28 protein-coding genes and 1 pseudogene are annotated in these 26,298 nt (G+C 38.4%); 14 read left to right on the forward strand and 15 right to left on the reverse strand.

Features of this window, described 5'->3' with window-relative positions; genetic code table 11:
* Positions 1 to 67: 67 nt before the first annotated feature.
* The 6 genes from QU01_RS01665 (at position 68) to QU01_RS01690 (ending at position 6,077) form a co-directional block, all read left to right on the forward strand.
* Positions 68 to 856 (forward strand): spermidine synthase, encoded by a 789-nt coding sequence (locus tag QU01_RS01665; protein ID WP_033761795.1) that lies wholly within the window; start codon positions 68 to 70, stop codon positions 854 to 856.
* A gap of 1 nt (position 857) precedes the next feature.
* Positions 858 to 1,448, forward strand: coding sequence for a dephospho-CoA kinase (gene coaE, locus QU01_RS01670; protein WP_033761792.1), 591 nt, complete (start codon positions 858 to 860; stop codon positions 1,446 to 1,448).
* Between the two features lie 57 nt (positions 1,449 to 1,505).
* The gene (gatA, locus tag QU01_RS01675) at positions 1,506 to 2,867 is read left to right on the forward strand and encodes an Asp-tRNA(Asn)/Glu-tRNA(Gln) amidotransferase subunit GatA (RefSeq protein ID WP_033761789.1); all 1,362 of its coding nucleotides are present in this window, start codon (positions 1,506 to 1,508) and stop codon (positions 2,865 to 2,867) included.
* A gap of 10 nt (positions 2,868 to 2,877) precedes the next feature.
* Positions 2,878 to 4,323 carry an IMP dehydrogenase gene (guaB, locus tag QU01_RS01680; RefSeq protein ID WP_020972460.1) on the forward strand — a complete coding sequence of 482 codons (1,446 nt, stop codon included), beginning with the start codon at positions 2,878 to 2,880 and terminating at the stop codon, positions 4,321 to 4,323.
* A gap of 121 nt (positions 4,324 to 4,444) precedes the next feature.
* The gene (locus QU01_RS01685; RefSeq protein ID WP_033603697.1) at positions 4,445 to 5,125 is read left to right on the forward strand and encodes a F0F1 ATP synthase subunit A; all 681 of its coding nucleotides are present in this window, start codon (positions 4,445 to 4,447) and stop codon (positions 5,123 to 5,125) included.
* Positions 5,126 to 5,828: 703 nt separating this feature from the next.
* A complete protein-coding gene (locus QU01_RS01690) occupies positions 5,829 to 6,077 on the forward strand; it encodes an RNA-binding protein (RefSeq protein WP_000790557.1) in 249 nt (82 codons plus the stop codon).
* 218 nt (positions 6,078 to 6,295) lie between these two features.
* Here the strand turns inward: QU01_RS01690 and QU01_RS01695 are convergent.
* From QU01_RS01695 to QU01_RS01730, 7 genes and pseudogenes are all read right to left on the reverse strand, one after another.
* Positions 6,296 to 7,116: pseudogene (locus QU01_RS01695) on the reverse strand (glycosyltransferase family 25 protein).
* 352 nt (positions 7,117 to 7,468) lie between these two features.
* Complete coding sequence (gene trxB / locus QU01_RS01705) at positions 7,469 to 8,404, reverse strand: thioredoxin-disulfide reductase (protein WP_000564447.1); 936 nt, start codon at positions 8,402 to 8,404, stop codon at positions 7,469 to 7,471.
* A 5-nt stretch (positions 8,405 to 8,409) separates the two neighbouring features.
* Positions 8,410 to 8,730 carry a thioredoxin gene (gene trxA, locus QU01_RS01710; protein WP_000020199.1) on the reverse strand — a complete coding sequence of 107 codons (321 nt, stop codon included), beginning with the start codon at positions 8,728 to 8,730 and terminating at the stop codon, positions 8,410 to 8,412.
* A 91-nt stretch (positions 8,731 to 8,821) separates the two neighbouring features.
* Positions 8,822 to 9,166 (reverse strand): YraN family protein, encoded by a 345-nt coding sequence (locus QU01_RS01715; RefSeq protein ID WP_033603698.1) that lies wholly within the window; start codon positions 9,164 to 9,166, stop codon positions 8,822 to 8,824.
* Positions 9,167 to 10,432 carry a homoserine dehydrogenase gene (locus QU01_RS01720; RefSeq protein WP_033761783.1) on the reverse strand — a complete coding sequence of 422 codons (1,266 nt, stop codon included), beginning with the start codon at positions 10,430 to 10,432 and terminating at the stop codon, positions 9,167 to 9,169. It abuts the gene before it with no gap.
* 10 nt (positions 10,433 to 10,442) lie between these two features.
* Positions 10,443 to 12,227: an excinuclease ABC subunit UvrC gene (gene uvrC / locus QU01_RS01725; RefSeq protein WP_033761780.1), complete on the reverse strand. Its 1,785-nt coding sequence runs from the start codon at positions 12,225 to 12,227 to the stop codon at positions 10,443 to 10,445.
* Positions 12,228 to 12,689, reverse strand: a complete 462-nt coding sequence (locus QU01_RS01730; protein ID WP_024114939.1) for a hypothetical protein — start codon at positions 12,687 to 12,689, stop codon at positions 12,228 to 12,230.
* Here QU01_RS01730 and QU01_RS01735 point away from each other — a divergent pair.
* On the forward strand, positions 12,681 to 12,860 hold the full coding sequence (locus QU01_RS01735; protein ID WP_000468791.1) for a hypothetical protein: 180 nt from the start codon (positions 12,681 to 12,683) through the stop codon (positions 12,858 to 12,860). The genes QU01_RS01730 and QU01_RS01735 overlap by 9 nt on opposite strands.
* An 11-nt stretch (positions 12,861 to 12,871) precedes the next feature.
* Here the strand turns inward: QU01_RS01735 and egtV are convergent, their stop codons facing one another.
* From egtV to QU01_RS01770, 7 genes are all read right to left on the reverse strand, one after another.
* On the reverse strand, positions 12,872 to 13,513 hold the full coding sequence (gene egtV / locus QU01_RS01740; RefSeq protein WP_033761777.1) for an ergothioneine transport ATP-binding protein EgtV: 642 nt from the start codon (positions 13,511 to 13,513) through the stop codon (positions 12,872 to 12,874).
* Between the two features lies 1 nt (position 13,514).
* Complete coding sequence (egtU, locus tag QU01_RS01745) at positions 13,515 to 15,176, reverse strand: ergothioneine transport permease/ergothioneine binding protein EgtU (protein ID WP_033761774.1); 1,662 nt, start codon at positions 15,174 to 15,176, stop codon at positions 13,515 to 13,517.
* Between the two features lie 113 nt (positions 15,177 to 15,289).
* Positions 15,290 to 15,736 carry a hypothetical protein gene (locus QU01_RS01750; RefSeq protein WP_001081239.1) on the reverse strand — a complete coding sequence of 149 codons (447 nt, stop codon included), beginning with the start codon at positions 15,734 to 15,736 and terminating at the stop codon, positions 15,290 to 15,292.
* A complete protein-coding gene (gene motB, locus QU01_RS01755) occupies positions 15,733 to 16,506 on the reverse strand; it encodes a flagellar motor protein MotB (protein ID WP_001085355.1) in 774 nt (257 codons plus the stop codon). Before motB ends, QU01_RS01750 begins: the two co-directional genes overlap by 4 nt.
* A gap of 2 nt (positions 16,507 to 16,508) precedes the next feature.
* Positions 16,509 to 17,282 (reverse strand): flagellar motor stator protein MotA, encoded by a 774-nt coding sequence (motA, locus tag QU01_RS01760; RefSeq protein ID WP_000366184.1) that lies wholly within the window; start codon positions 17,280 to 17,282, stop codon positions 16,509 to 16,511.
* 15 nt (positions 17,283 to 17,297) lie between these two features.
* Positions 17,298 to 18,065, reverse strand: coding sequence for a HesA/MoeB/ThiF family protein (locus QU01_RS01765; protein WP_033761771.1), 768 nt, complete (start codon positions 18,063 to 18,065; stop codon positions 17,298 to 17,300).
* A complete protein-coding gene (locus QU01_RS01770; protein WP_033761769.1) occupies positions 18,066 to 18,683 on the reverse strand; it encodes an MBL fold metallo-hydrolase in 618 nt (205 codons plus the stop codon).
* Between the two features lie 126 nt (positions 18,684 to 18,809).
* Here QU01_RS01770 and QU01_RS01775 point away from each other — a divergent pair, with 126 nt between their 5' ends.
* From QU01_RS01775 to QU01_RS01800, 6 genes are all read left to right on the forward strand, one after another.
* On the forward strand, positions 18,810 to 19,814 hold the full coding sequence (locus QU01_RS01775) for a class I SAM-dependent methyltransferase (RefSeq protein ID WP_033761899.1): 1,005 nt from the start codon (positions 18,810 to 18,812) through the stop codon (positions 19,812 to 19,814).
* A 460-nt stretch (positions 19,815 to 20,274) separates the two neighbouring features.
* The gene (locus QU01_RS01780; RefSeq protein ID WP_033761896.1) at positions 20,275 to 20,601 is read left to right on the forward strand and encodes a hypothetical protein; all 327 of its coding nucleotides are present in this window, start codon (positions 20,275 to 20,277) and stop codon (positions 20,599 to 20,601) included.
* The gene (gene rsmD, locus QU01_RS01785) at positions 20,580 to 21,182 is read left to right on the forward strand and encodes a 16S rRNA (guanine(966)-N(2))-methyltransferase RsmD (protein ID WP_033761766.1); all 603 of its coding nucleotides are present in this window, start codon (positions 20,580 to 20,582) and stop codon (positions 21,180 to 21,182) included. Before QU01_RS01780 ends, rsmD begins: the two co-directional genes overlap by 22 nt.
* 8 nt (positions 21,183 to 21,190) lie before the next feature.
* Positions 21,191 to 21,742: a flagellar basal body-associated protein FliL gene (fliL, locus tag QU01_RS01790; protein WP_000797017.1), complete on the forward strand. Its 552-nt coding sequence runs from the start codon at positions 21,191 to 21,193 to the stop codon at positions 21,740 to 21,742.
* A 6-nt stretch (positions 21,743 to 21,748) separates the two neighbouring features.
* Positions 21,749 to 22,108 (forward strand): holo-ACP synthase, encoded by a 360-nt coding sequence (acpS, locus tag QU01_RS01795; RefSeq protein ID WP_033761764.1) that lies wholly within the window; start codon positions 21,749 to 21,751, stop codon positions 22,106 to 22,108.
* A gap of 193 nt (positions 22,109 to 22,301) precedes the next feature.
* Positions 22,302 to 24,677, forward strand: coding sequence for a TonB-dependent receptor family protein (locus QU01_RS01800; RefSeq protein ID WP_033761761.1), 2,376 nt, complete (start codon positions 22,302 to 22,304; stop codon positions 24,675 to 24,677).
* A gap of 3 nt (positions 24,678 to 24,680) precedes the next feature.
* On the opposite strand, the gene QU01_RS01805 is transcribed toward QU01_RS01800, so the two are convergent.
* Positions 24,681 to 25,301, reverse strand: a complete 621-nt coding sequence (locus QU01_RS01805; protein WP_033761758.1) for a M48 family metallopeptidase — start codon at positions 25,299 to 25,301, stop codon at positions 24,681 to 24,683.
* Positions 25,302 to 25,382: 81 nt separating this feature from the next.
* Here QU01_RS01805 and QU01_RS01810 point away from each other — a divergent pair, with 81 nt between their 5' ends.
* On the forward strand, positions 25,383 to 26,216 hold the full coding sequence (locus tag QU01_RS01810; protein WP_033761756.1) for a glycosyltransferase family 25 protein: 834 nt from the start codon (positions 25,383 to 25,385) through the stop codon (positions 26,214 to 26,216).
* Positions 26,217 to 26,298 lie beyond the last annotated feature (82 nt).

Raw genomic sequence — 26,298 nt, forward strand, 5'->3', positions numbered from 1 at the left:
TAGATTTTTTTGGGTAGCATGTTAGCGTTTCAAAGGCATGGATATTATTAAAAAGTAAGGAATGTTTATGTGGATCACCCAAGAAATCACGCCGTATTTGCGTAAAGAATACACCATAGAAGCGAAATTATTAGATGTTAGAAGCGAACATAATATTTTAGAGATTTTTAAATCTAAGGATTTTGGCGAAATTGCGATGCTTAACCGCCAACTGCTGTTCAAGAATTTTTTGCACATTGAAAGCGAGTTGCTCGCTCATATGGGGGGTTGCACCAAGAAAGAGCTTAAAGAAGTTTTGATTGTGGATGGGTTTGATTTGGAATTAGCCCACCAGCTTTTTAAATACGACACGCATATCGATTTTGTGCAAGCGGATGAAAAGATTTTGGATAGCTTCATTAGTTTTTTCCCCCATTTCCATGAAGTGAAAAATAATAAGAATTTCACGCACGCTAAACAACTCTTAGATTTAGACATTAAAAAATACGATTTGATCCTTTGCTTGCAAGAGCCGGATATTCATAAAATAGATGGTTTAAAAAGAATGCTTAAAGAAGATGGGGTGTTTATTTCGGTAGCCAAACACCCGCTATTAGAGCATGTGAGCATGCAAAACGCCCTTAAAAACATGGGCGGAGTTTTTTCTATTGCTATGCCTTTTGTAGCTCCTTTAAGGATTTTAAGCAATAAAGGTTATATTTACGCTTCTTTTAAAACCCACCCCTTAAAAGATCTAATGACGCCAAAAATAGAAGCGCTAAAAAGCGTGAGGTATTATAACGAAGACATTCATAGGGCCGCATTCGCTTTGCCTAAAAATTTACAAGAAGTCTTTAAAGACAATATCAAATCTTAAAATGATCTTAAAAAACGCTATCGCTCTCACAGGGGGGATAGGCACCGGCAAAAGCACCACCATTAAAATATTGGAATCGCAAGGCTATCAAATTTTAGATGCGGATAAGATCGCTCATCAATTATTGCAAGAGCACCGGTTTAAAATCGCCCAACATTTTGGATCAGAGATTTTAGAAAAAGACATTCTTAACAGAAAAAAACTTGGTGCGATCGTGTTTAAAGACCCTAATAAATTAAAATGGCTAGAGGATTTTTTACACCCCTTAATCCGTGAACGCATGCTTAAAAAAGCCTATGAATTAGAAAAAAATCATCAAGCGTATTTTTTAGACATTCCTTTGTTTTTTGAAGTGGGAGGTAAAAAACGCTATCCTGTGAGTAGGGTGGTGTTAATCTATGCGCCTAGGGCTTTACAAATTGAGCGCCTTTTAGAGCGAGACAAACTCAAAGAAACTGAAATCTTGCAACGATTAAATTGCCAAATGGATATAGAGCAAAAACGCGCCATGAGCGATTATGTTATAGACAATAGTTCTAGTTTAAAAGATTTAGATAAGCGAGTTGAATGTTTTTTAAAAACGCTCTTATAAGCTCGTTTTACATGTAAGCATGTTAAACTACCATTAAATTTTTTGTAAGGCTAAAACATGATCACTTTAAAACAAGCCCTTTCTTTATCCCAAGATGAATTAGAAACCCTTAAAAACGAAATTGATGCTAAGGTTAGAGCTTCAGATTTGAACGCTTACATTAAAGCCCCTAGTCTTAATGGCGCTAGCGCTAAGGGTGTGCCTATCCTTATTAAAGACAATATCAGCGTTAAGGGGTGGGAGATCACTTGCTCCAGTAAGATTTTAGAAGGCTATGTCGCTCCTTATTGTGCGAGCGTGATTGAAAACTTGCACCAAAACAGCATGGCAGGGTTTGGGCTTTCTAACATGGACGAGTTTGCGATGGGAAGCACCACGGAGTCTAGTTGCTATGGCATCACTAAAAACCCACGAGATAAAAACAGAGTGCCTGGAGGGAGTAGTGGGGGGAGTGCGGCAGCGGTAGCCGGTGGCTTAGCGGTAGCGGCTTTAGGGAGCGATACGGGCGGATCTATTAGGCAGCCGGCGAGCTATTGCGGGTGCGTGGGGTTAAAGCCCACTTATGGGAGGGTGAGCCGTTATGGTTTGATCGCATATTGTTCTAGTTTTGATCAAATCGGGCCTATCACGCAAAATGTAGAAGACGCTTCTATTTTATTTGACGCAATTAGTGGGCATGATAGCAAGGACTCCACGAGCGCGAATCTCAAACCCACGCAAACCTTTAAAAACCTTAACAGGGACAAACGCTTTAAAATCGCTATTTTAAGAGATCACATTAAAGATGCGAGCCATGAAGTGCAACTTGCTTATGAAAACACCCTTAAAGCCTTGAAAGAAATGGGGCATGAGATTGTGGAAAAAAAGATGCTGGATTCGCATTATCAAATCTCTGTCTATTATATTATCAGCATGGCTGAAGCGAGTTCGAATCTGGCCAGATTTGATGGGGTTCGTTATGGGAGGAGGGCTCAAAATATTAAAGATTTGAAAGAATTGTATCTCAAAAGCCGCGCTGAAGGTTTTGGCGATGAGGTGAAACGGCGCATCATGTTAGGGAATTTTGTCTTAAGCAGCGGGTATTATGACGCTTATTATTTGAAAGCCCAACAAATGCGTTTGATAATCAAAGAGCAATACAACAAGATTTTTGAAGAAGTGGATTTGATTTTCACTCCTGTAGCTCCCACGAGCGCCCACTTATTCAACTACCATGCAAGCCCTTTAGAAATGTATTTGAGCGATATTTACACGATCGGAGCGAATTTGAGCGGTTTGCCAGCCCTTTCTTTGCCGGTCGCTAAAGATCCTTTAGGCTTGCCCATAGGGATGCAATTCATTGCTAAGGCTTTTGATGAGCAAAGTCTTTTAGACGTTTCCTACGCTTTAGAGCAGGAATTGGATTTAAAATTAGATTAAGGATACAAAAATGAGAATTTTACAAAGGGCTTTGACTTTTGAAGATGTGTTGATGGTGCCTAGAAAATCTAGCGTTTTACCTAAAGATGTGAGTTTAAAATCTCGCTTGACTAAAAACATTCGTTTGAATATCCCCTTTATTAGTGCGGCTATGGATACGGTTACGGAGCATAAAACCGCTATCGCTATGGCGCGCCTTGGAGGGATTGGCATTGTGCATAAAAACATGGACATTGAAACGCAAGTTAAAGAAATCGCTAAGGTGAAAAAAAGTGAGAGCGGGGTGATTAATGATCCTATTTTTATCCACGCGCACAAAACGCTAGCGGACGCTAAGGCTATAGCGGATAATTACAAGATTTCAGGCGTGCCTGTGGTAGATGATAGGGGCTTATTGATTGGGATTTTAACCAACAGAGACGTGCGTTTTGAAACGGATTTGAGTAAAAAAGTGGGCGATGTGATGACTAAAATGCCTTTAGTTACCGCTCATGTGGGCATTAGTTTAGATGAAGCGAGCGATTTGATGCACAAGCATAAGATTGAAAAATTGCCTATTGTGGATAAAGATAATGTTCTAAAAGGCTTGATTACGATTAAGGACATTCAAAAACGCATTGAATACCCTGAGGCGAACAAAGATGATTTTGGGAGGTTAAGAGTAGGGGCGGCTATTGGAGTGGGGCAACTAGATAGGGCTGAAATGTTAGTTAAGGCTGGGGTGGATGCGTTGGTGTTGGATAGTGCGCATGGGCATTCGGCGAATATTTTACACACTTTAGAAGAGATTAAAAAAAGCTTGGTGGTGGATGTGATTGTAGGGAATGTGGTAACTAAAGAGGCCACAAGCGATTTGATTAGCGCGGGAGCGGACGCTATTAAAGTGGGGATTGGGCCAGGAAGCATTTGCACCACTAGGATTGTGGCTGGAGTAGGAATGCCTCAAGTGAGCGCGATTGATAATTGCGTAGAAGTGGCGTCTAAATTTGATATTCCTGTGATTGCAGATGGAGGGATCCGCTATTCAGGCGATGTGGCTAAGGCTTTGGCTTTGGGGGCATCAAGCGTGATGATAGGCTCTTTACTCGCTGGCACAGAAGAATCTCCTGGGGATTTTATGATCTATCAAGGGAGGCAATATAAAAGCTATAGGGGCATGGGCAGCATTGGGGCTATGACTAAAGGGAGCTCTGATAGGTATTTTCAAGAGGGCGTAGCGAGTGAAAAATTAGTCCCTGAAGGCATTGAGGGGCGTGTGCCTTATCGTGGTAAGGTTTCAGATATGATTTTCCAATTAGTAGGGGGCGTGCGCTCTTCTATGGGGTATCAGGGGGCGAAAAATATTTTGGAATTGTATCAAAACGCTGAATTTGTAGAAATCACAAGTGCGGGGTTGAAAGAAAGTCATGTGCATGGCGTGGATATTACTAAAGAAGCCCCTAATTATTATGGGTGAATTTTAAAAGAAAGCAAGACAAATCGTTAAAAAACTCGTTAAAAAGCTTGGTTTAATGAGTTTTTAAAACTTAATTGCTACAATTAAGAAAATTTTCAATAAGGCTTAGAGAAACTTTTTCATGGAACACAGAGTATTTACTATTGCTAATTTTTTTAGCTCCAATCATGATTTTATCACCGGTTTTTTCGTTGTTTTGACAGCGGTTTTAATGTTTTTAATTTCTCTTGGCGCGTCGTGCAAAATGCAGATGGTGCCTATGGGGTTGCAAAATGTGTATGAAAGCATTATTAGCGCGATTTTGAGCGTGGCTAAGGATATTATAGGCGAAGAATTGGCCCGCAAATACTTCCCCCTAGCTGGCACGATCGCTTTGTATGTCTTTTTTTCTAACATGATAGGCATCATTCCTGGTTTTGAATCCCCCACGGCTAGCTGGAGTTTTACGCTGGTTTTAGCGCTGATTGTGTTTTTTTATTACCATTTTGAAGGCATTAGGGTGCAAGGCTTTTTTAAATATTTCGCCCATTTTGCAGGCCCTGTGAAGTGGCTCGCCCCTTTCATGTTCCCTATTGAAATTATTTCGCATTTTTCTAGGATCGTGTCTTTATCGTTTCGTTTGTTTGGGAATATCAAGGGCGATGACATGTTCTTACTCATCATGCTCTTATTAGTGCCTTGGGCTATTCCTGTAGCGCCTTTTATGGTTTTGTTTTTCATGGGGATTTTGCAAGCTTTTGTTTTTATGATTCTCACTTATGTGTATTTGGCAGGGGCTGTTTTAACCGATGAAGGGCATTAAATAAATATTTTTGTTTGGGTATTGCAAGCCAAAGTTTTATTTGGCTTTAATATTTTTTAAGAGTTAAAATAACTTAAGCTCTCATCAAAATCATCAAACCAATTCAAAAATTTAATGAGAATGTGAAAATACCATTTAATTAAATGGTAGAAGTGGGGTAGATGAAAGTATCATTTATGGCGGTAATTGGAAGTCTTATGGTGGGTTATGGGCTATAAAGTAAAACGCTCAAAAAACGAATTTGTAAAAAGAAGAAACCATACCATTAAAGATAGTGAGCTTTTTAAAGGATTGTTTGAGTGAGGATAAAAAACGCTTTTCACTCCATTAAAAAGAGTGTGAGTTTGGGTATAGCAAAGCTTGTATCAAGGGATACGAGAAATCCGCTTAAACTATCTTAACTTTTGTTTTTTAAAACTTTGTTTATGGTAAAACTTTTAAAAGGATAGGGGGTAATTTTGAGATCATGCTTTCCTTATCCCTTAATAACGCTTTTTAAAATCACCGCTTGCTTGCGTAGGTTCTTTTGTATTTTATTATCAATACTCAATTTTAATAGCTTTTATAATTTTTTAAGCAATCATTGGATACAATCCATCATACTTCTGTTTTGGATGTGTTTGGGTTTTAGAAGTGTTACTTTTTTATAACTTTTTCATATTCTTATGGGTATGTTGTTATTTTTTTAGTGGAGAATTTTATCTTGAAAAACATTTATGTAGGGAATTTGGTTTATAGCGCTACCAGCGAGCAAGTCAAGGAGCTTTTCAGTCAATTTGGCAAAGTTTTTAATGTCAAGCTAATTTATGACAGAGAAACGAAGAAACCCAAAGGTTTTGGCTTTGTAGAAATGCAAGAAGAGGGCGTTAGTGAAGCGATCGCTAAATTGGACAATACGGATTTTATGGGCAGAACGATTAGGGTAACCGAAGCTAATCCTAAAAAATCTTAATCTTAATAGCATTAGAAAATTAGAAATCGTTTTCTAATGCACTTCATTCTCTTAATGCGTCTTATTTAAATTGTGCGTAGAAGCCAAAAGGGGTTGAAACTCTTTTGAAATCCATTTAAAACTTTAATCCATTCTCAAAAGCGATTAAAAATCAGTCTTGTTCTAATCAAAAATTAAAGCTTTAAATGTTTTTTAGTATTTTTATCATCTTTTTCAAGTCATACAAACTGCCACCATTTCAAATATTTAAAATGGAGTTTTCTCATTAAGGCGATTTTGGGGCTATAAGGCTCTTCTTTTCGCGCTATCGTAGAAATTTGATTATCATCAGCGATCACAAAAGATTGTAACACCAGGTTTTTCACGCCATGGATAAAAGTAGCGTCCATTATCGTATCCACAGGAACAACCCACCTTTGGCTGTATTTTAAAAAACTTTGGCAATTTTAGGCGTGATCACATAGCCTTGCGTCCCCACCCCTTCGCTATAAGCCTTAATGATCCCTATATATTCCTGTATCTTTTGGTTTTGATGATCTAATGGCTCACTTTTGACATTGGGGTCATATAGTAAATGCATCAAACGCACATAGCCTAATTCTTGAATGTGTTTTTCTAAAAAATCCAAGCCCTCTTTAAAATTTTCTTTCAAAGTGATGTCATCTTCTAAAATACAAATCGGCTCATTCAAATCTATGCATTTTTCCCATAAAGAATAATGGCTCGCATAACACCCAAGCTCTCCTAAACTCATAAATTTCGCATGGTATTTTAAAGCGTAATAAAACTTAGAAATCCTGCTGATAGGATCGATTGCAATCCCCATGTCTTTGATGTTTTGCGCGATGAAATAGGGGTGCAAACGCTTTTTAACTAGGGGGTGCAATTCGCCTTCAAAAGTCTTAGAATAAATCGCATCAAAAATTTCGGCTTTGTGGTGGGTGGCGTTGATATTATTGAGTAGAGTTGTGGTGTCTCTAAAAACTAAACCAAATGTGTCGCACACTTTTTGATTTAAAGAAATGATAAAAACACGCAAGCTAAACTCCCATAATTTTTAATAGAGTATATCGTTTTTAGGCTCTATTTTACAATAAAACTCTTAAGAGAATAGGGGGTATTAAAATAGTTCTCCCCCTACAACCCCCAACTAAATCCCCACAACCCCCTAAGGAGCGCTTTTTTAATCAAACAAGTTCTTTTATTATATTGATTGTAAAAAATGTTTTGAGCGTTTTTAAATTTTGTGATCAATATTTAATTAAAACAAAGCAAGAGAACGAAATCGCATTGCAATTAAACAAAAAACTAAAATGCCTTACAAGCTTTGAAAATCCAATTAATGTTGAAGCGAGGACTCATAACCCTAAATCTAGGGTTATAAGCCTGATTTAATGGTGTTCTAAATAAGAAATCACGCTTAAAGCCGCCGTAGCGCCATCGCTTGCCGCGCAAACCACTTGTTTAGGGGCAAAAATGCGAATATCTCCCGCCGCAAACAAACCTTGAACATTTGTTTTCATGGAAAAATCCACGACTATTGAGCCGTATTCATCGCATTTGCACAGCATGGAGCCGTCTTCTTGCTTCAATACCGCATTATTCACATCATAACCCACAAAAACAAAAAGCCCCGGCACAACCAATTCGCTTGTTTTGTTAGTGGCTGTATTTTTAACGCTTAAAGAAGACACACCGGCACTATCGCCCTTGATTTCTTCAACCACATAAGGGGTTAAAAACTCAATTTTATCGTTCTTTTTAGCATGCTCTAAAGTGATAGGTGCACACCTGAAGCCATCTCTCCTGTGGATAAGATAGACTTTTTTGCAGATATTGGCTAAATAAATCGCCTCTTCTACGGCGGTATCGCCCCCACCAAGCACCGCTACTTCCTTATTTTTATAAAAGAAGCCATCGCATGTCGCGCAAGTGCTCACGCCTTTGCCCCAATATTCTGACTCGCCTTTAATGCCTGTGCGTTTAGGGCTACCGCCGGTAGCGATGATCACGCTCTTAGCTTCAAAAGTCTTGCCGTCTTCTGCTAAAATAACAAAATGAGAGTCTTTTTTGGAAACCCTTTGAATAGCGGTCATTTCGTGCTTTAAGCCAAAGCGAAAGCATTGCTCTTGCCACGGCTGCATGAAATCCAACCCACTCACCACTTCCTTCACGCCCGGATAGTTTTCAATCTCGCTACTGCTAGTGATTTGCCCTCCAGGCATTCCTTTCTCAAACAAAACGGCGTTTTTAACACCGCCTCTAGTGGCATAAAGCCCCGCACTCAAGCCTGCAGGACCACCTCCAATAATCGCGCAATCTATCATGGCTACTAGCCTAAAAGTTTGTTCAATTGTTCTTTTAAAGCGACTTTAGTTTGCACGCCCACCAACTGATGGACGACTTCGCCATCTTTTGTGAATAAAAGGGTAGGAATGCTTCTAATCCCAAATTTCGCGCTCAATTCTTCTTGCTCATCGGTATTGACTTTACAAATCTTAGCCTTACCTTCATATTCGCTAGCCAGTTCATCAATCACAGGGGATAGCATCTTACAGGGACCACACCATGGCGCCCAAAAATCCACTAATGCAACCCCTTTTTTAATGGTGCTTTCAAAATTTTCTTCAGTTAATTCAATATAGTGACTCATTGGTTACTCCTAATTATTCTATGATTTTGATTAACGAGAATTATATTAGCTTAATAATGTTAATGAAAACGCATTTATTTCCTGTAAAAATCTAAAAAGTGATATTTTCTAAAAGCTCAAAATTACCTTTTTTCACAATGAGGGCGTCAATGCAAAAATCGCTATTAGGATCTTTTTGAGACAAATAACAGCGGATCGTTTGAATGATTTTTTGTAATTTACTCGGCGTGATCGCATAAATGGGATCAAAATTTTCCCCGCTTTTGACTTCAATGAAATGCAAAACCCCTTTTTTAAAAGCGATAATATCAATTTCGCCAAATTTTGAAAAAAAGTTCCTTTCTATGATTTCAAAACCTAACGATTTTAAAAACTCGCAAGCTTCTTCTTCGGCCTTTAAGCCCTTTTCTTTATGCTTGTTGTTGAAAAATTGCATTCAATTTTCCAAGCGGATCATTTTAGGGGTATCCAACACGCTTTTTAAATTTTCAAGCTCTTTCAGGGCGTTTAGAAACGATTTTTCGCTCGTGGTGTGCGTGGAAAATAAGATTTTAGCCTTGTTGGAATGCAAGATTTCTTTTTGCAAAACATTGTTGAGCGAAATATCGTTTTTGGCTAAAATCGCGCTGATTTGAGAAAAAACCCCTTTTTCATCGCTCACCAACAAACGCGCATAATAAGCGCATTGGATTTCTTCTTTGGGTTTTAGGGGGAGTTTTTGGGGGGTTTCAAAGCCTAGCATTAAAGAGCTTTTTTTCCTTGCGATTTCTATAATATCGCTAATGACCGCGCTTGCGGTAGGCTCTCCCCCAGCCCCAGCCCCATAATACAAAGTCTCGCCCACCTTATCCCCTATGACGCTGATAGCGTTCATCACCCCATCCACTTTAGAAAGCATGGATTCGTTTTTAATCATGCTTGGATGCACCCTTAATTCAATGCAATCTTGGTGTTTTTTAGCGATGCCTAAAAGTTTGATGCTATAACCAAACTCTTTTGCAAATTCCATGTCATCTGGCTCTATTTTTTCAATGCCTTCAATGAGAATTTCTTCTAATTTCGCATCAATGCCATACGCTAAAGACGCTAAAATCAAAAGTTTGTGCGCTGCATCAATGCCTTTAATGTCAAATTCAGGGTTCAATTCCGCATAGCCTAAATGTTGTGCATCTTTTAAAGCGTCCTTAAAACTCGCTTGATTTTTAAACATCTGGCTTAAAATGTAATTGCTTGTGCCGTTTAAAATACCTTTAAAAGAAAGGATATGATTAGCGCTCAAGCCGTCTTTTAAAGCCTTGATAATAGGGATCCCTCCGCACACGCTCGCTTCAAAGCCTATGGGGGTGTTTTTGGCGATTTGCTCTAATTCATAGCGGTGATACGCCAACATGGCTTTATTGGCTGTAACGAAAGCTTTTTGTTTGGCTAAAGTTTTTTTAGCTAAAAGATAAGGCGCTTCAACCCCACCCATAAGCTCCACGATAATATCAATTTCTTCATCTTCTATCAAGCTTTCTAAATCGTTACTGATTTCAAAAGTATAACCCTTGTGTTTTTGAATGTCTCGCACCACCGCTTTTTTAATGGCAATTTCCACACCGGCCCTGTCTTTAATAATCTCTTGATTTTCTTGTAAGATTTTAGCGACCGCGCTCCCCACACACCCTAAACCCACAAGCCCTATATTCAATCTTTTTTTCATGCTTTTTCCTTTAATTTCGTTTTTTTAAAACGGCGTTTTTTTCCTGATCGCTCGCTTTTTCTATCGCTTCAAAACTCCCAAAATAATCCAATAATTTTTTCACGCTAGCTTCTCCTATGCCCTTTTCTTTTAAAAGAGCGATTTGTTTCATGTTTTTAATTTTAGTGGATCGGTGGAAGTTTATCGCATACTGGTGGCTTTCATCACGCAATTTTTGCACCCACTGCAAGCGTTTGTCGCTAGGGAGCAATTTAAAAGTATCGTTTATCGTATGGATAATGTCTTTAGCGCCCCCTTTAGAGCGATAAGCTTTAGAATCCCTTTTTTCTTTAGAAATAGCGATCACTTCTACAAAACTCCCGCTGCTTTTTAAAATTTCTAAAGCGATGTTTAATTGCACCCTCCCTCCATCTATCACCCACAAATTAGGCGGTGGCTCTTTAATAAAATCTAAAGCCCTTCTAGTGAGCAATTCACTCATTTGAGCGTATTCGTTAGAGCCTTTTAAATGGTAGCGCCGATAAGAGTTTTTTTGGAATGCATTATTTTCATACACGACCATTCCCCCCACGCATTGGCTGTTTGCATGGTGGCTTGTGTCAAAGATTTCCACCCTATAAGGCACGCACTCTAATTTTAAAAGCGAGCGCACCTCTTCTAAAACTTCTTCTTCATTGGAGGTTTTTTCTTGATTAAAAATTTCTTGAGCGTTTTTCATAGCGATTTCTATTAAAGCGAGTTTATCGCCCTTTTTAGGGATATTAAGAGTGATTTTTTTAGAGTGTTTATGATTGATAAACTCTTGCAATTCTTTAAGCGTTTCATTAGAGCAAGCGCTCAATAGAATTTGTTCAGGCATTAAAGGCAAATGCGATTGGTAATGGTTAATGATCGCTTGTTTCATCGCTTCATCAGCGTCAAACTCGTTGAGGGAGTGGATTTTTTCAAACGCTGAAGAAATGATTTTACCTCCACGCATGAACATTTTCACTAACACCGCCTTGTTGTTTTTGCCATAAAAAGCAAAAATATCCAAATCATAGAGTTTGGCTAAATCCATGCAAGTGAAAGGGGCGATTTTTTGGATTTTAGAAATCCTATCTCTATAGATTAGAGCTTCTTCAAAACGCAAGTTACTAGAAAGGCGATCCATTTTTAATTGAAGTTCTTTGATGAGCTTGTCTTTATTTTCAATCATTTCTAAACATTCTTTAGCGATTTTTAAATATTCTTCTTTGGTGATTTTATCCTCGCATGGGGCTTTACAACGCTCTATTTGATAAAACATGCATGCCTTTTTATCTTTAATGCAATTTTTCTTTTGAACCAAAGGGAGCAATTCATACAAACTATCCAAAATATCTTTAGCCCCGCTAGTAAAAGGGCCAAAATATTTAACGCCAGGCTGTTTTAAAATTTTTCGTGTGATTAAAGGGATAGGGAAATCAGTGGAAAAATCCATATAAATATAAGGGTAAGTTTTATCGTCTCTTAAAAGAATGTTGTATTTGGGTTTGAGCTGTTTGATTAAAGAATTTTCTAAAATCAAAGCGTCTTGCTCGTTTTCTACCACAATCGTTTCTAAAAAAGCGATTTGTTTGACCATCATTTGAATGCGCAAACTTGCACGATGGTTGGGTGCAATTTCATTATTATGGATAGAAAAATAGCTTTTGATGCGCTTTTTTAAATTTTTCGCTTTACCGATATAGAGTAACTGGCGGTTTTTATCAAAATATTGATACACCCCACTGCTATTAGAAAGGTTTTTCAAACTGGATAATAAATCAGCCATTCATTCCTCAAAAAAACTGCGTTGGTAGTGGATCAAAGAGCGCGCTTTTTCAAAACATTCATGCAAACGAGCGTCTTTAATGGGGTTATGGAACAACCCTAAAGCGCTAGGGCGAAAAAAACGGGCTTGTTTTTTAATGGGGGCATAAAAATTGGCTTTTTCTAGCGCGTCTTTAGGCACATAACCTAAAATTTCTAACCCATTCAACCCGTCAAACCCATAAGCATGCCCTTGCGTGTTTAAAAAATGGCTGATTTCTTTAGCGAATCGTTGGTTAAATTCTTTAGAAGCCCAAAGATCTTTAAACGCAAAAAGCAATTTAGAGTCTTTTATGAAGATAAAAAGCAAATTTTCTTGTAAACTTAAAGGCATAAAAACCTTAAGCTTTTTGAGTTTCAAAAGGGTTTCAAGCTTTTTATAAGACTTTTTTTGAATGAGTAAGGAGAAAATATTTTGTTCCATAAACTGATCTTAACATGCTTTTTAATACTTGTAGCGATAACGATTCAAGCTTGCGGCTATAAAGCCCCCCCATTCAATGAAAAACCCGCTAAAAAAACTTCAAACAGCTCTAATTCTTCTATGCAAACGCCCACCAATAACACCACGCCAGAATTTTTAAACGAGCCTTAAAATCATTGCCCTTATTTAAGGGCTTTGATTTCTAGGGTTTTTGTGGCTAACTTTTGCGCCTCTTCCTCATCATGCGTTACCATAATGAAAGTAGCGCAAGAATTTTGGTGTATCTCTTTGATGAGATCCTGTAAATTCTTACGATTAAAACTATCTAAAGCGCTAAAAGGCTCATCTAATAAAATGAGTTCTGGCTTGTGGATAATCCCCCTAATAATGCCCACTCTTTGGGCTTGCCCCCCACTCAATTCATTAGGGAATTTATCCATAAGGCTCTCGTCTAACCCCATTTTTAACGCTAAGGCTTTGGCCTCTTTTTGAGCGGCTTCTTTGTTTATGCCTTGTAAATTAAGGCAAAAGGTCATGTTTTGCATGGCGTTTAAATGAGAAAATAAGGAATTGCCTTGAGCGATATAGCCTATTTTTTGGCGTAAAAAAGCGTTGTTTGAAAGGGTCTCATTAAAGATTTTAACGCTCCCCAAACTGGGTTTTAAAAGCCCTAAAATCAAGCCTAAAAGCGTGCTTTTACCGCTCCCGCTCTCCCCTAAAACGCATAAAAAATCCCCTTTTTCAATGCTTAAATTAAAATCCTTAAAAACAGCGCGATTGTGGTAGTTAAAAGACACATTCTCTATTTTGACGATTTCTTTCATTCTATAACCCTAATCTTTCTAAAAAATCTTTAGCTACGATTTTAGGGCTTTTTTTCAACGCTTCCACCTGATAGTTTAAATCCTGCATTTTCTCGTCGCTAATTTTTGAATCCAATTTTTCTAAGATTTCTAGTGCTTCAGGATACTTTTTTACAACTTCTTTTCTCATAACAATACCGGCCTGATAATTAGGGAAAAACCCTTTATCGTCCTTAAGCACCTTTAAATCCAACTCTTTGATTTGAGCGTCTGTGGTGAAGACATCTAAAGCGTTGATCTTATGGGATTCAAAACTTTTATAACGCAAATTAATATCCATTTCATGCAAACTTCTAAAATGAAAGCGGTAAGCTTTCACTAATCCCTTAAAAGCGTCCTCTCTTTCAAAAAAGTCAAACTCCGCTCCAAAATCAAAATTCGGGCTATGAAAGGCTAAATCGCTGAAAGTTTCAATAGCGTATTTTTGAGCGTCTTCTTTAGAAATCGCTAAGGAATAGGTGTTATTAAAGCCCAAAAGCCCCACCCATAAAAGATTAAATTCCTTCTCATAACGCTTTTTAATCGTTTCAAAATCCACTTTTTGAGTCAAAGGGTTTTTGAGCGTGTTCACCCAAGCGGTGCCGGTGTATTCCACATACAAATCAAAATCGCCCCTAAGTAAGGCCGGATGGATATTCATCGTCCCCCCACCAATGCCAAACGCTCGCTTAATGGGAATGTGGTGTTTTTCTAACAAAAGGCTTAAAATCTCACCCAAAATATACTGCTCGCTGTTAGGTTTTGTCGCCACGACTAACGGCTTTTCTTCTATAGTGCTTCTAGGCGCTAGCCATAGTGCGCTCGCTAGCAATAAAAAGAGGAATACCGCTAAACTGACATAAACCCTTCTTTTTTGTTTTTTGGTGGCGTTTTGAGAAAGCAAGCGTTGCAAGGCGTTTTCATGCTGGAACACGCTCACAAATTGATCCGCTAAAATGCTAAAAAGAGCAATAATCAAGCTGCCCGCCACTAAAAGCGTGGTGTTTTGCGTGTTTAGCCCTCTAAAAATCGCTTGCCCTAAGCCTCCAGCCCCAATGAGCGCTCCAATCCCAGCCATCGCTACTAACATCACCACTGCAATCCTTAAGCCCACTAAAATTTGGGGGATAGCGAGCAAGAATCGCACCCTAAAAAACAACTCTTTGGGGTTACACCCTAGCCCAATAGCGGCCTTAATCACCTCTTCTCGCACCTCTTTTAAAGCGTTATAAGTGCTATGGACAATGGGTAATAAGCCGTATAAGACCAACACTAAAAGCGCGTTTTTTAACCCCACCCCAATCACAGGAATGAATAACGCAAATAACGCCAGCGATGGGATGGTGTAAAGGAAATTCACTATAGGGAGCAAGAACGCCCTAGCCTTTGAATTATAAAACACAAAAACCCCAATCAAAACCCCAAACACCAGCACGAGAAAGCTAGAAAGCGCAACGATGATAAAATGCTGCGCAATCAAGTCTATAAAATAAATGAAGCGATCATGAAATTCTTTTATCAAATATTTTACCACGCTTATTTTTAATACTATGGCAACTAAATGCTGCGTAATTACATCTACAGAATGGAGCAACCATTCATACAATTCTTTGATCAATTGTTTAAAAACGCCCATGTTTGGCATTATAACCAAACTTATTTGATATAAAAAGGTTTTTCTTAATTGGGTTTAAATCAAATTTTTACCATCAACAACAAGCGCAAACTTTTTTAAAACAAAGCCAAAAACCAATCAAATTAAAACTGAAAGGTGCGTTTGCCTAAATTCGTGCTCACTTCTATCCATAGCGGCTGGTTTTCGCATAAAATTTCATAGGCTACGCTTTGATTCCTCACTAAAGAAACGCTTTTAGGCGTGGGGTAGAGCGAGCAAGAACGCCCCTGATTGATGTCAATCTTTAAAATAACCACGCTCTCCACTACAGCGCTCACCTTTAAATAATACGACTCCCTAGCCCCTTGCCATTCTAAATAGGGCGTTTCTTGGGGGACAATCTCTAACGCCACTAAAGGGCTTTGAGCCAGTTTCAAGCGCGTTTTTTGCTCCTGCTCTTTTAGTTCTTGTTCTCTGTTGATCCCCTTATCAATCAAATCAAAAAGGTTTGAAGAAGCGTCCTTTTCTCTAGCAATAAGACTCGCTAACAACAAAAAGATTAAAAGATAATTTTTATTCATGCGATTCATTCTTGTTGTTTGTGGGGATTGAATTCTTCATCTAAAATAGAATGGATCTTGCTCAAATCGTTCGCATCGGTTGAAAAAAAGATTTCCACACGATTGTTTTTCATTCTGTTTTCTAGGGAATCATTAGGCGCGATAGGGTTGGTAGAGCCATAAGAAGAAAAAGACAATTGGTTAGGATTCACGCCGTATTGTATAAGGACTTTCATCACCCTATAAGCGCGATTGGCGGCTAATTCATAATGGCTTTTAAAACGGGTTTTATTTAAAGGCGTGTTGTCTGTAAAACCCCTTACATTAATATGCACCCTTTTAGGGAGTTTTTGAATGATTTTAGCAATCCGTTCAATATAGAGCATCATGTCTTGATTGATAGCATCTGATGTAGCGTTTTCAAACAACAAACTAGAGGGGAGCTTTAAAACAGAGCCTTGATCAATTTGCTCTAAAACACTGCCTTCGCCTTTGCGAGCGATAGTAGCTTTTGTTTCGGTATTTTGCGAAGCCGGTTTGGAGCTTTCGCTCGCCATTTGCTCTTCTTCTTTCCCTGAATCAGGGGGGATCACTACAACCGGCTGCATCGCCTCTGGCTTGGGAGCGTAATTAAAAATCTTAATAAATTCGGTCTTTAGGGCTTCCACTTTGGATTTATTGACCGCTGAAATGGCATAAAGAGCGATAAAAAGCGCGAGCAACAACGACAAAAAGTCCGCGTAAGGAACCGCCCATTTTTCACCAGCGGGGCATTCGGTGGGTTTGTTTTTCTTAGCCATGTTTAGCCCTCAAATTGAGATTTTTTAGGCTCACCGGGAGCGATGTAGTTTAAGAGTTTGTTTTCTAAATCCCTTGGGTTTTCCCCATTAGCGATGCCTAAAATCCCCTCTAAAAGAACGGTTTTTTCTTTGATAATGTCTTTAGACTTAGCCTTGAGCTTATGCCCAAAAGGGCCAAAAATCGCATAAGCGCACATAATCCCTGTAACAGTAGCCGTAAAAGCCCCAGCGATCCCTGCTGCCATTTCAGCCGGATTATCCAGTTTTTGCAAGGCTAGCATAAGCCCCATAACCGCCCCCACTAACCCCATAGTAGGAGCGGTCTCGCCGGCTGTTTCCCAATAATGAGCGGCACCGTGGTAATACTCTTCCATTTCTTCAATGCTGATTTCTAAGCTTTCCTTAACGGATTTTAAATCCTTGCCATCTATAATCATAGACAAACCATTACGGGTGAAATCGTCTTCAATTTGCGCCACTCGCCCCTCTAAACTCAACACCCCATCTTTTCTGGCTAAAGTGGCTAATTCCACTAAATTTTTGATGGTTTCGTTTAAATTGATTTTAGGGTTTAAAAAAACAATTTTTATCTCTTTGTAAGCGGCTTTCACGTAACGAGCATGCGTGCCTGTCATGGCGGCAAAAAGCGAAGTGGGCACGATGATGATGACTGAACTCAAATGGATAATGTGCAACGGGTTGCCATCTTCTAAAATATCGCCTAGCGAAATAGAAGCGACCGCCAATACCAAGCCTAATATGGTTGATAAATCCAAAACTTACCCCTTAATCTAAATTTCATAATCTTGTAAATGCGTGATTTTATGCGTGCCACAAACCCTACATTCAGGGTTTTTGGGTGCTTGAATTTTTTTAAAATCCATCGTTTTAATATCGGCTATAAGTAAAGTATTTATAAGTAAAGTTTCAAACCCTAAAAAATATTTAAGGCATTCGCTCGCTTGGATACACCCTAAAACTCCGGGTAAGACCCCAAAAAGCCCTGAAAGAGGATTTAACCCCTTTTTAGGGGGCTTATCAAAAACGCACGCTAAGCATGCGCTATGGGGTAAAACGCTCATGCTTTGCCCTCTGTATTTTAAAACCCCAGCATGCGAATAGGGTTTTTGGGCTAACACGCAAGCGTCATTGATCAAAAATTTAGCGTTGAAATTGTCTGTAGCGTCTATGATAAAATCGTAAGGCTCTATGAGAGAAAGAGCGTTATGAGCCTTAAAGCGTTCTTCAAAAGTTTCTATTTCAATACCAGCATTGAGTTGTTTTAAGCGCGCTTTCGCGCTAGAGGCTTTAGATCGGTTTAAAAAATCCTGTGAATGGATGATTTGGCGTTGCAAATTACTCATATCTAGCACATCAAAATCTACAATACCTATTTTTCCTATCCCAGCGGCACACAAATACATCAAAACCGCTGATCCAAGACCCCCAGCCCCAATAACTAAAACGCTAGATTTTAAAAGCTTCAATTGGCCTTCTTCGCCCACATCTTCTAGCATGATATGGCGCAAATAACGCTCTTTTTCTGGCCGGCTTAACAATTAAGCCATCCTTGAAACCCAAATTTTAGAATGCTCTCTTTCAGCAAAAAAACTTGTTTTATCCCCATGCCCTGGATAAATCTCTATGTCTTTAGAAAAATCTAAATTTTGAAACCTTATCAAGGACTCTTTCATGTCTTTTTCATTAGAATAAGGGAAATCATAGCGGCCAATGCTGCGATAAAAAATAAAATCCCCACTAAAAATCACCCCTTCTATTTCTATGATAGAGCAACCGGGCGTGTGTCCGGGAAAATGCCAGTATTTAATGGTGGTGTTTGCTATCTCTAAAGTGGTGCAACCCTTATTGCAAGGCACGCTAAAAGTGGGGCTAAAAACCGGCATGCCTAAATGAAAAATATCATTTTCTAACATGAACACATCGTCTTTTGGGGCGTAAATGGGGGTGTCTTTAAGGGCTTTTGACAATTGAGCGCTATCCCATACATGATCATAATGCCCATGCGTGATTAAAATCGCCTTAGGGTTTTTGGCGTTTTCTAACACCCATTCGCTGCTAGAAAATCCGGGATCAATAATAAAATCCACCCCACTAGAAAGCTTCACAATATAAGCGTTTTCTTCTACCGCCCCGCACTCTCGCCTTAAAATTTCCAAACCACTAACTCCCTACTAAACTAGCTTAAAAAATCATCAAATATCATAGCGCAAAAATAAGGCAATTTTGACTAGAATAGCGCTCTCTTATTGTTGGTTGAGATGAGTTTGAATGAAAGGAAAATCGTGCGATCGTTTGGAAATTACATGCAAGAGTGGCTTTATGGAAAAAAAGGGTATTACAGAAAGGCTACAATCGGTCAAAAAGGGGATTTTTACACTTCGGTGTCTTTGAGTAAATTTTTTGGGGGCGCTATGGCGTTTTATATCATCAAACTTTTAGAAGAAGAAAAATTATTTTTGCCTTTAAAAATTGTAGAAATTGGCTCTCATCATGGGCATTTTTTGAGCGATATAGCCAGTTTTTTAAACGCTTTGAGCGTGGGCGTGATGGAAAAATGCGAGTTTGTCAGCTGTGAGCCTTTAATAGAATTGCAAAAACTCCAACGAACCATTTTCAAACAAGCCACGCAATTGGATCTGATGATCTGCGATCTGAAAGATCTAGATTTCAAGGGGCATGAAAGCGCGTTTGTCGTCTCTAATGAATTGTTTGACGCATTCGCTTGCGAGATCATTAAAGATAACCAAATGCTTTTTATCACCCATGATCATCAGGGCGTTTGGAGCGCTATTGATGAACCCACTAAAGAACTTCTTAAAAATTTGGATTTAAAACAAGGGTGTGCGCCGTTATTTTTAGAGGCTTTTATTAAGGGTTTGTTAGAGAAATTAAATCAGGCTTCTTCTTGGGTGTTTTTGAGCTTTGATTATGGCGATGAAACAGAGAGAAAAGACATGCATTTAAGGGCTTTTAAAAACCACCAAGCGCTGGATTTTAAGGATATTTTAAACAATTTAGCTTCTTTGTATCAGCAAAGCGATTTGACCTATGATGTCAATTTTTCTTTGGTGCGTTTTTTGTTTGAAAAACACCATGCGCAATTTTCATTCTTCAAATCGCAAGCTAACGCTTTGCTTGATATGGGGCTTATGGAATTGTTAGAGGTCTTTTCAAAAAGCGTGAGTTATGAAAGGTATTTAAAAGAAGCCGCTAAAATCAAACCCCTAATTAGCTCCGGAGGTTTAGGGGAGCGTTTCAAGGCGGTGGAGTTTGTGAAAAAGAGGTGAAATATAAAAAATGATTAAAAGCATTTTTACAATCTATGCAATAAGAGCTTGCGTGTTTTTAAAGGGGGACTTGTATCTTGGAATTTTTAGAATATTAAACACTAAGTATTTACTATTAAATACTACGCTTTCAAGATTAGTTTGTTTGAAAAATGAGAGCGGCTAACCCACTTTCTCAATTTAAGGTAAGAGCATTAGGACATTTTAATGAAAAAGTTTATTAAAATGCTAAGTTTATAGTAAAGAAGGAAGGAATATAATACGCCTTTTGCTCTTACCTTACGCCCATTATACCAAAAAAAAAAAAGGTGTTACTTGAACCCTACTTTTAACATTCTATTTAACTTTTTTACAAAATGAAACAATTTTTAGCTTTATTTAATTAAGGTTGGTGTTTAAAAGAAAGAATTGCTATAATTTGAAACAATTTAAATCTATTGAAAGTAAAAAAGGGGTTTTTTTGAAAATTTTTCTTTCTTGCAAGTCTTTGTTGCACCAAAAAAGTTTGGAATTTTATTTGAGCGATTGCCTTTCTCCTGTGGAAGCTTGCGACTTTGTCTTAAGCGATGATGAAACGCTAGAGATTAGTAAGCCCCTATGCTCTATAGAAGAGCGCTTAAGAAAGCCTTTCACCAAACAGAGCGTGAAAGAAGATGTAAAAAATTTTTATTGCGCCTTAAAAGAGAGTGAAAAACCTTGCGAAGAAATCAAATATTCTAAAGAGCAAGAGATCCAAAAATTATTAGAAGAATACACTCAAAAATTATGCCAAATCATCAACCAGTAAAAAAATTTAAGATTATTGGGGGGGATTGCAAGGGGCTAGGGTTGAATTTGCCTAACATTTCTAGCACGCGCCCCACCAAAGCGATCGTAAGAGAGTCGTTTTTTAATACTTTGCAAGCAGAGATTAATGGAGCGCATTTTATAGAAGTGTTTTCAGGCAGCGCTTCTATGGGGTTAGAGGCTTTGAGTAGGGGAGCAAAAAGCGCGGTGTTTTTTGAGCAAAATAAAAACGCTCATGCCACGCTTTTAGAAAATATTTCTCTTGTTAAAAATCGCCTGAAAAAGGAAATTGAAATTCAAACCTTTTTAGATGACGCTTTCAATCTTTTGCCCACGCTGTGTTTAAAAAATGGCGTTTTGAATATCCTTTATTTGGATCCTCCTTTTGAAACGAGCGGGTTTTTAGGGATTTATGAAAAGTGTTTTCAAGCTTTAGAAAGGTTGTTGGAACGCTTTAATCCAAAAAATCTTTTAGTGGTTTTTGAGCATGAAAGCCTGCATGAAATGCCTAAAAGTCTTGTAACTTTAGCTATAATCAAACAGAAAAAATTCGGGAAAACCACTTTAACTTATTTTCAATAGGAATAGGCATGGCAGAAGAACAAGAAAATACCGCGCAACAACCCCCAAAAAAAAGCAAAGCCCTTTTATTTGTCATTATTGGAAGCGTGCTGGTGATGCTTTTATTGGTGGGGGTGATTATCATGCTGCTTATGGGGAATAAGGAAGAATCTAAAGAAAACGCTTCTAAAAACACCCAAGAAGTTCAAGCTAATCCTATGGCGAACAAGAATCAAGAAGCCAAAGAAGGCTCTAATATCCAGCAATATTTGGTGCTTGGGCCTTTGTATGCGATTGATGCGCCTTTTGCGGTGAATCTGGTCTCTCAAAATGGCAGACGCTACCTTAAGGCTTCTATCTCGTTAGAATTGAGTAATGAAAAGCTTTTGAATGAAGTCAAGGTTAAAGACACGGCGATTAAAGACACGATTATAGAGATTCTATCGTCTAAAAGCGTGGAAGAAGTGGTTACCAACAAAGGCAAAAACAAGCTTAAAGATGAAATTAAGAGCCATTTGAATTCGTTTTTGATCGATGGCTTTATTAAAAATGTCTTTTTCACTGATTTCATTATCCAATAATTTTAAATGATTGGCATAGATATTGTCTCTATTGCTAGGATAGAAAAGTGCGTAAAACGCTTTGAAATGAAGTTTTTAGAGCGTTTTTTATCCCCAAGTGAGATTGTTTTATGCAAGGATAAATTTAGCAGTATCGCCGGGTTTTTTGCGCTCAAAGAGGCTTGCTCTAAAGCCCTTCAAGTGGGCATTGGCAAGGAATTGAGTTTTTTAGATATGCATATTTCTAAAAGCCCTAAAAACGCCCCCTTAATCACCCTTTCCAAAGAAAAAATGGATTATTTCAACATCCAAAGCTTGAGCGCGAGCATCAGCCATGACGCTGGTTTTGCGATAGCGGTCGTGATGGTTTCTTCGTCAAATAGATAAATAACGCATTCTAAAACTAACATTCTGTTTTTAAAAAGCGCTTAGTAGTTGTTAAAAAACACTAAAAACCTTTTTCAAATCGTTTTGATAACGAATTGTAAATAAATAAAATCAAACTTCAAAATTTAAGTTAATTATAATAATTATTCTTATAGTATGCATCGGTTTGAATTAAATGAGAAAGGTTATCATAATGAATGGTTATTTGAGGGTAAAAACCCCTTATTTTTTAGCGTTGGGTGTTTTGACTTTTTCTTTTAGCTCTTTGGTGGGTGCAAAAGATAAGCACCATTTTTTAAAAAAAGTTACAACCACTGAGCAAAAATTCAATCCAAGCGCCCCGCTTTCATATCAAAGCGAAGAGGTGCGCAATTCCACAAGCTCTCGCACGGTGATTTCCAACAAAGAACTCAAAAAAACGGGGAATTTGAATATTGAAAACGCCTTGCAAAATGTGCCAGGGATTCAAATCAGAGACGCTACAGGCACAGGCGTGCTGCCTAAAATTTCGGTGCGCGGTTTTGGTGGGGGCGGTAACGGGCATAGCAATACGGGCATGATTTTAGTCAATGGTATCCCCATTTATGGCGCGCCGTATTCCAATATTGAACTGGCGATTTTTCCTGTAACCTTCCAGTCAGTGGATAGGATTGATGTGATTAAAGGTGGCACGAGCGTGCAATACGGCCCTAACACTTTTGGAGGCGTGGTGAATATCATCACTAAAGAAATCCCAAAAGAGTGGGAAAATCAAGCGGCTGAAAGGATCACTTTTTGGGGGCGATCCTCTAATGGGAATTTTGTCGATCCAAAAGAAAAAGGCAAGCCTTTAGCCCAAACTTTAGGCAATCAGATGCTGTTTAACACTTACGGGCGAACGGCTGGAATGTTTGGTAAGCATATAGGAATTAGCATGCAAGGCAATTGGATTAATGGGCAAGGTTTCAGGCAAAACAGCCCTACAAAGGTGCAAAACTACTTGCTTGATGCAATCTATAAGATTAATGCGACCAATACTTTTAAAGCTTATTACCAGTATTACCAATACAATTCTTACCATCCAGGCACTTTGAGCGCGCAAGATTATGCCTATAACCGCTTCATTAACGAGCGCCCTGACAATCAAGATGGAGGGCGAGCCAAGCGCTTTGGGATCGTGTATCAAAATTATTTTGGCGATCTGGATAGGAAAGTGGGGGGAGATTTTAAATTCACTTATTTCACGCATGACATGAGTAGGGATTTTGGTTTTTCCAACCAATACCAAAGCGTGTATATGAGCAGTCAAAATAAGATTTTACCCTTTAAAGGCAAGGGAGAAATTAGCGCGAAAAACCCTAATTGCGGTCTGTATTCTTATAGCGACACGAATAGCCCTTGTTGGCAATTTTATGACAATATCCGCCGCTTCGTGGTGAATGCCTTTGAGCCAAAACTCAATCTTATCGTCAATACCGGTAAAGTCAAACAAACTTTTAATATGGGAATGCGCTTTTTAACTGAAGATTTATACCGCCGATTCACCACCAGGAAAAACCCTAGCATGCCTAATAATAGCAGTGGGTTTGATGCAGGAACTTCACTCAATAATTTCAACAATTATACCGCCGTGTATGCCAGCGATGAAATCCATTTCAATAACGGCATGCTAACGATCACGCCAGGCTTGAGATACACTTTTTTAAATTACGAAAAAAAAGACGCTCCCCCTTTTAAAGAAGGCCAAACAGGAAAAACCATTAAAGATCGTTATAACCAATGGAATCCAGCGGTGAATATCGGCTATAAACCCATTAAAGATTGGTTGTTTTATTTCAATTATCAAAGAAGCTACATCCCGCCTCAATTCAGCAATATCGGTAGTTTTGTAGGCACAAGCACGGATTATTTTCAAATCTTTAATGTCATGGAGGGCGGCTCAAGATATTATTTTAACAATCAAGTGAGCTTTAACGCGAATTATTTTGTGATTTTTGCGAATAACTATTTTACCGGGCGCTATGGGGATAATAAAGAGCCGGTCAATGCAAGATCGCAAGGCGTGGAGCTAGAATTGTATTACACGCCTATTAGAGGGCTTAATTTCCATGCGGCTTACACTTTCATAGGCGCTAATATCACCAGCCACACGATGGTTACTAACCCTGCCAATCCTAAAGGGCCTAAAAAAGATATTTTTGGCAAAAAACTCCCTTTTGTAAGCCCGCACCAGTTTATTTTAGACGCGAGTTACACTTACGCTAAAACCACGATTGGGTTAAGCTCTTTCTTTTATAGCCGAACTTATAGCGATGTGTTAAACACCGTGCCTTTCACTCAATACGCACCCACGATTAAAAATGGGGCTATCACTACCAAAACAGCGGGCATGACGCCGTGGTATTGGGTGTGGAATTTGCAAATTTCTAGCACTTTGTGGGAACGCAAAAAGCAAAGCGTGAATGCGAGCTTGCAAGTCAATAATATTTTTAACATGAAATATTGGTTTAGCGGGATAGGCACTAGCCCTAATGGTAAAGAAGCCGCGCCTCCTAGAAGCATCACGGCGTATGTGAGCTATAATTTTTAAAATTTAGGGTTTCAATGGTTTGAGCAGTTGGGAATAAAAAATAATATTTTGCTTTAAATGATTTCTTAAGGTTTGGTAATTGGGGCAAAACGATTCCACGCAACGCCAAAAATTTTTAGAATGGTTTTTGTGGATCGTGTGGGCGAGCTCATGGATGATGACATAATCAATGGCTTCTTTTTGAGCGCCAATCAACAATAACGCAAAACTCAAGCGGTTATGATAAGAGCAGCTCCCTAAAACTTTGGCGTTGTTTCTAATATTAAAACTAGTGTATGCAGTTTGCATTTTTTGCGCGATTAAGGGGAGTTTGTGATCCAAGTAAGTTTTTAGGATTTTTTTAAGATCTTTTAGGGTGTAATCGTTAGCGTTTTTCACCTCATCAAAGATGAGAATTTTGTCTTTATAAGTTTGTAGGTTAGTTTGTAGGAGTGAGTATTTTTCTCGCATGCTTAAAAGGGTTTTTTTTAACCAAATTTCTTGCTCTTTTAAAAAAGCGTTCGCCCTGGCTTGAGAGCAAGAATGGGGCATTTTGAGAAACACTTCTAAAGAGGGCGTTACGCTCAAGCTTAAGGTTTTAATCTTTTTACTTTTTTGAATGGTGATAGGAATATTTTCTAACATGATGCGTATTTTACTAAAATTTGCGCTAGAATGTAAGTCTGTTTAATATTGATTTTATTTGCATTAAGAATTAAGGCTAACATGCGTGTTTTTATTATTCATTTAAGCCCCAAAACCTGTCAAAATTTTTCTTTAAAAGAAACTCATATAACCCCTCTTTTAGAGAGCCTTAAACTTCAAGGGATCTCTTATGAAATCTTTGATGCGATCTATTCTAAAATCTCTCCCACTCAATTACACCCCTTGATTTTAGAGCATTTGCACCCTTCTTTTATGGTTGAAGATTTATTGGCTTTTTGTAAAAATAAAAAACACCCCCCTTGCGCGTTCAAAAATTTCTTTTACGCGCTCAAGCATTGCGGGAAGAGGATGGGGTTTGGGGAGCTTGGGTGCTATGCGAGCCATTATTCCTTGTGGCAAAAATGCATAGAACTCAATGAAGCGATCTGTATTTTAGAAGATGATATTATTATAAAAGATCGTTTTAAAGAGAGCTTGGAGTTTTGTGATAAACACATTAACGAGTTAGGCTATATCCGTTTGATGCATTTAGAAGAAAATGTGGCTAAACAAAAGACTCCCGTTAAGGGGGTTTCTCAAATCTTAAATTTTAAAGATGGCATTGGCACTCAAGGGTATGTTTTAGCCCCCAAAGCCGCGCAAAAATTATTGAAATACAGCGCGAAAGAATGGGTGATGCCTATAGATTGCGTGATGGATAGGCATTATTGGCATGGGGTCAAAAACTATGTGTTAGAAGAATTTGCGATTTTTTGCGATGGAATGAACGCTCAAAATTCCAACACAGAAAAACAAAGGCCTAAAAAATTACCTTTAAGCATTAGGATAGGCCGCTTTTTGCATAAAGGCGCGATCAAACAATGGAATATTTTGAAATTGCTTTTTCCTCACTAACAATAAAGTAATAATCGTTATTAAACATGCTATATTTCTTATTTTTATGACACTCAATACTATTGAATGAAACTAGGGAGTT

It is taken from the genome of Helicobacter pylori SA221C, from assembly GCF_000476855.1.
GTDB classification, from domain to species: Bacteria; Campylobacterota; Campylobacteria; order Campylobacterales; family Helicobacteraceae; genus Helicobacter; species Helicobacter pylori_DK.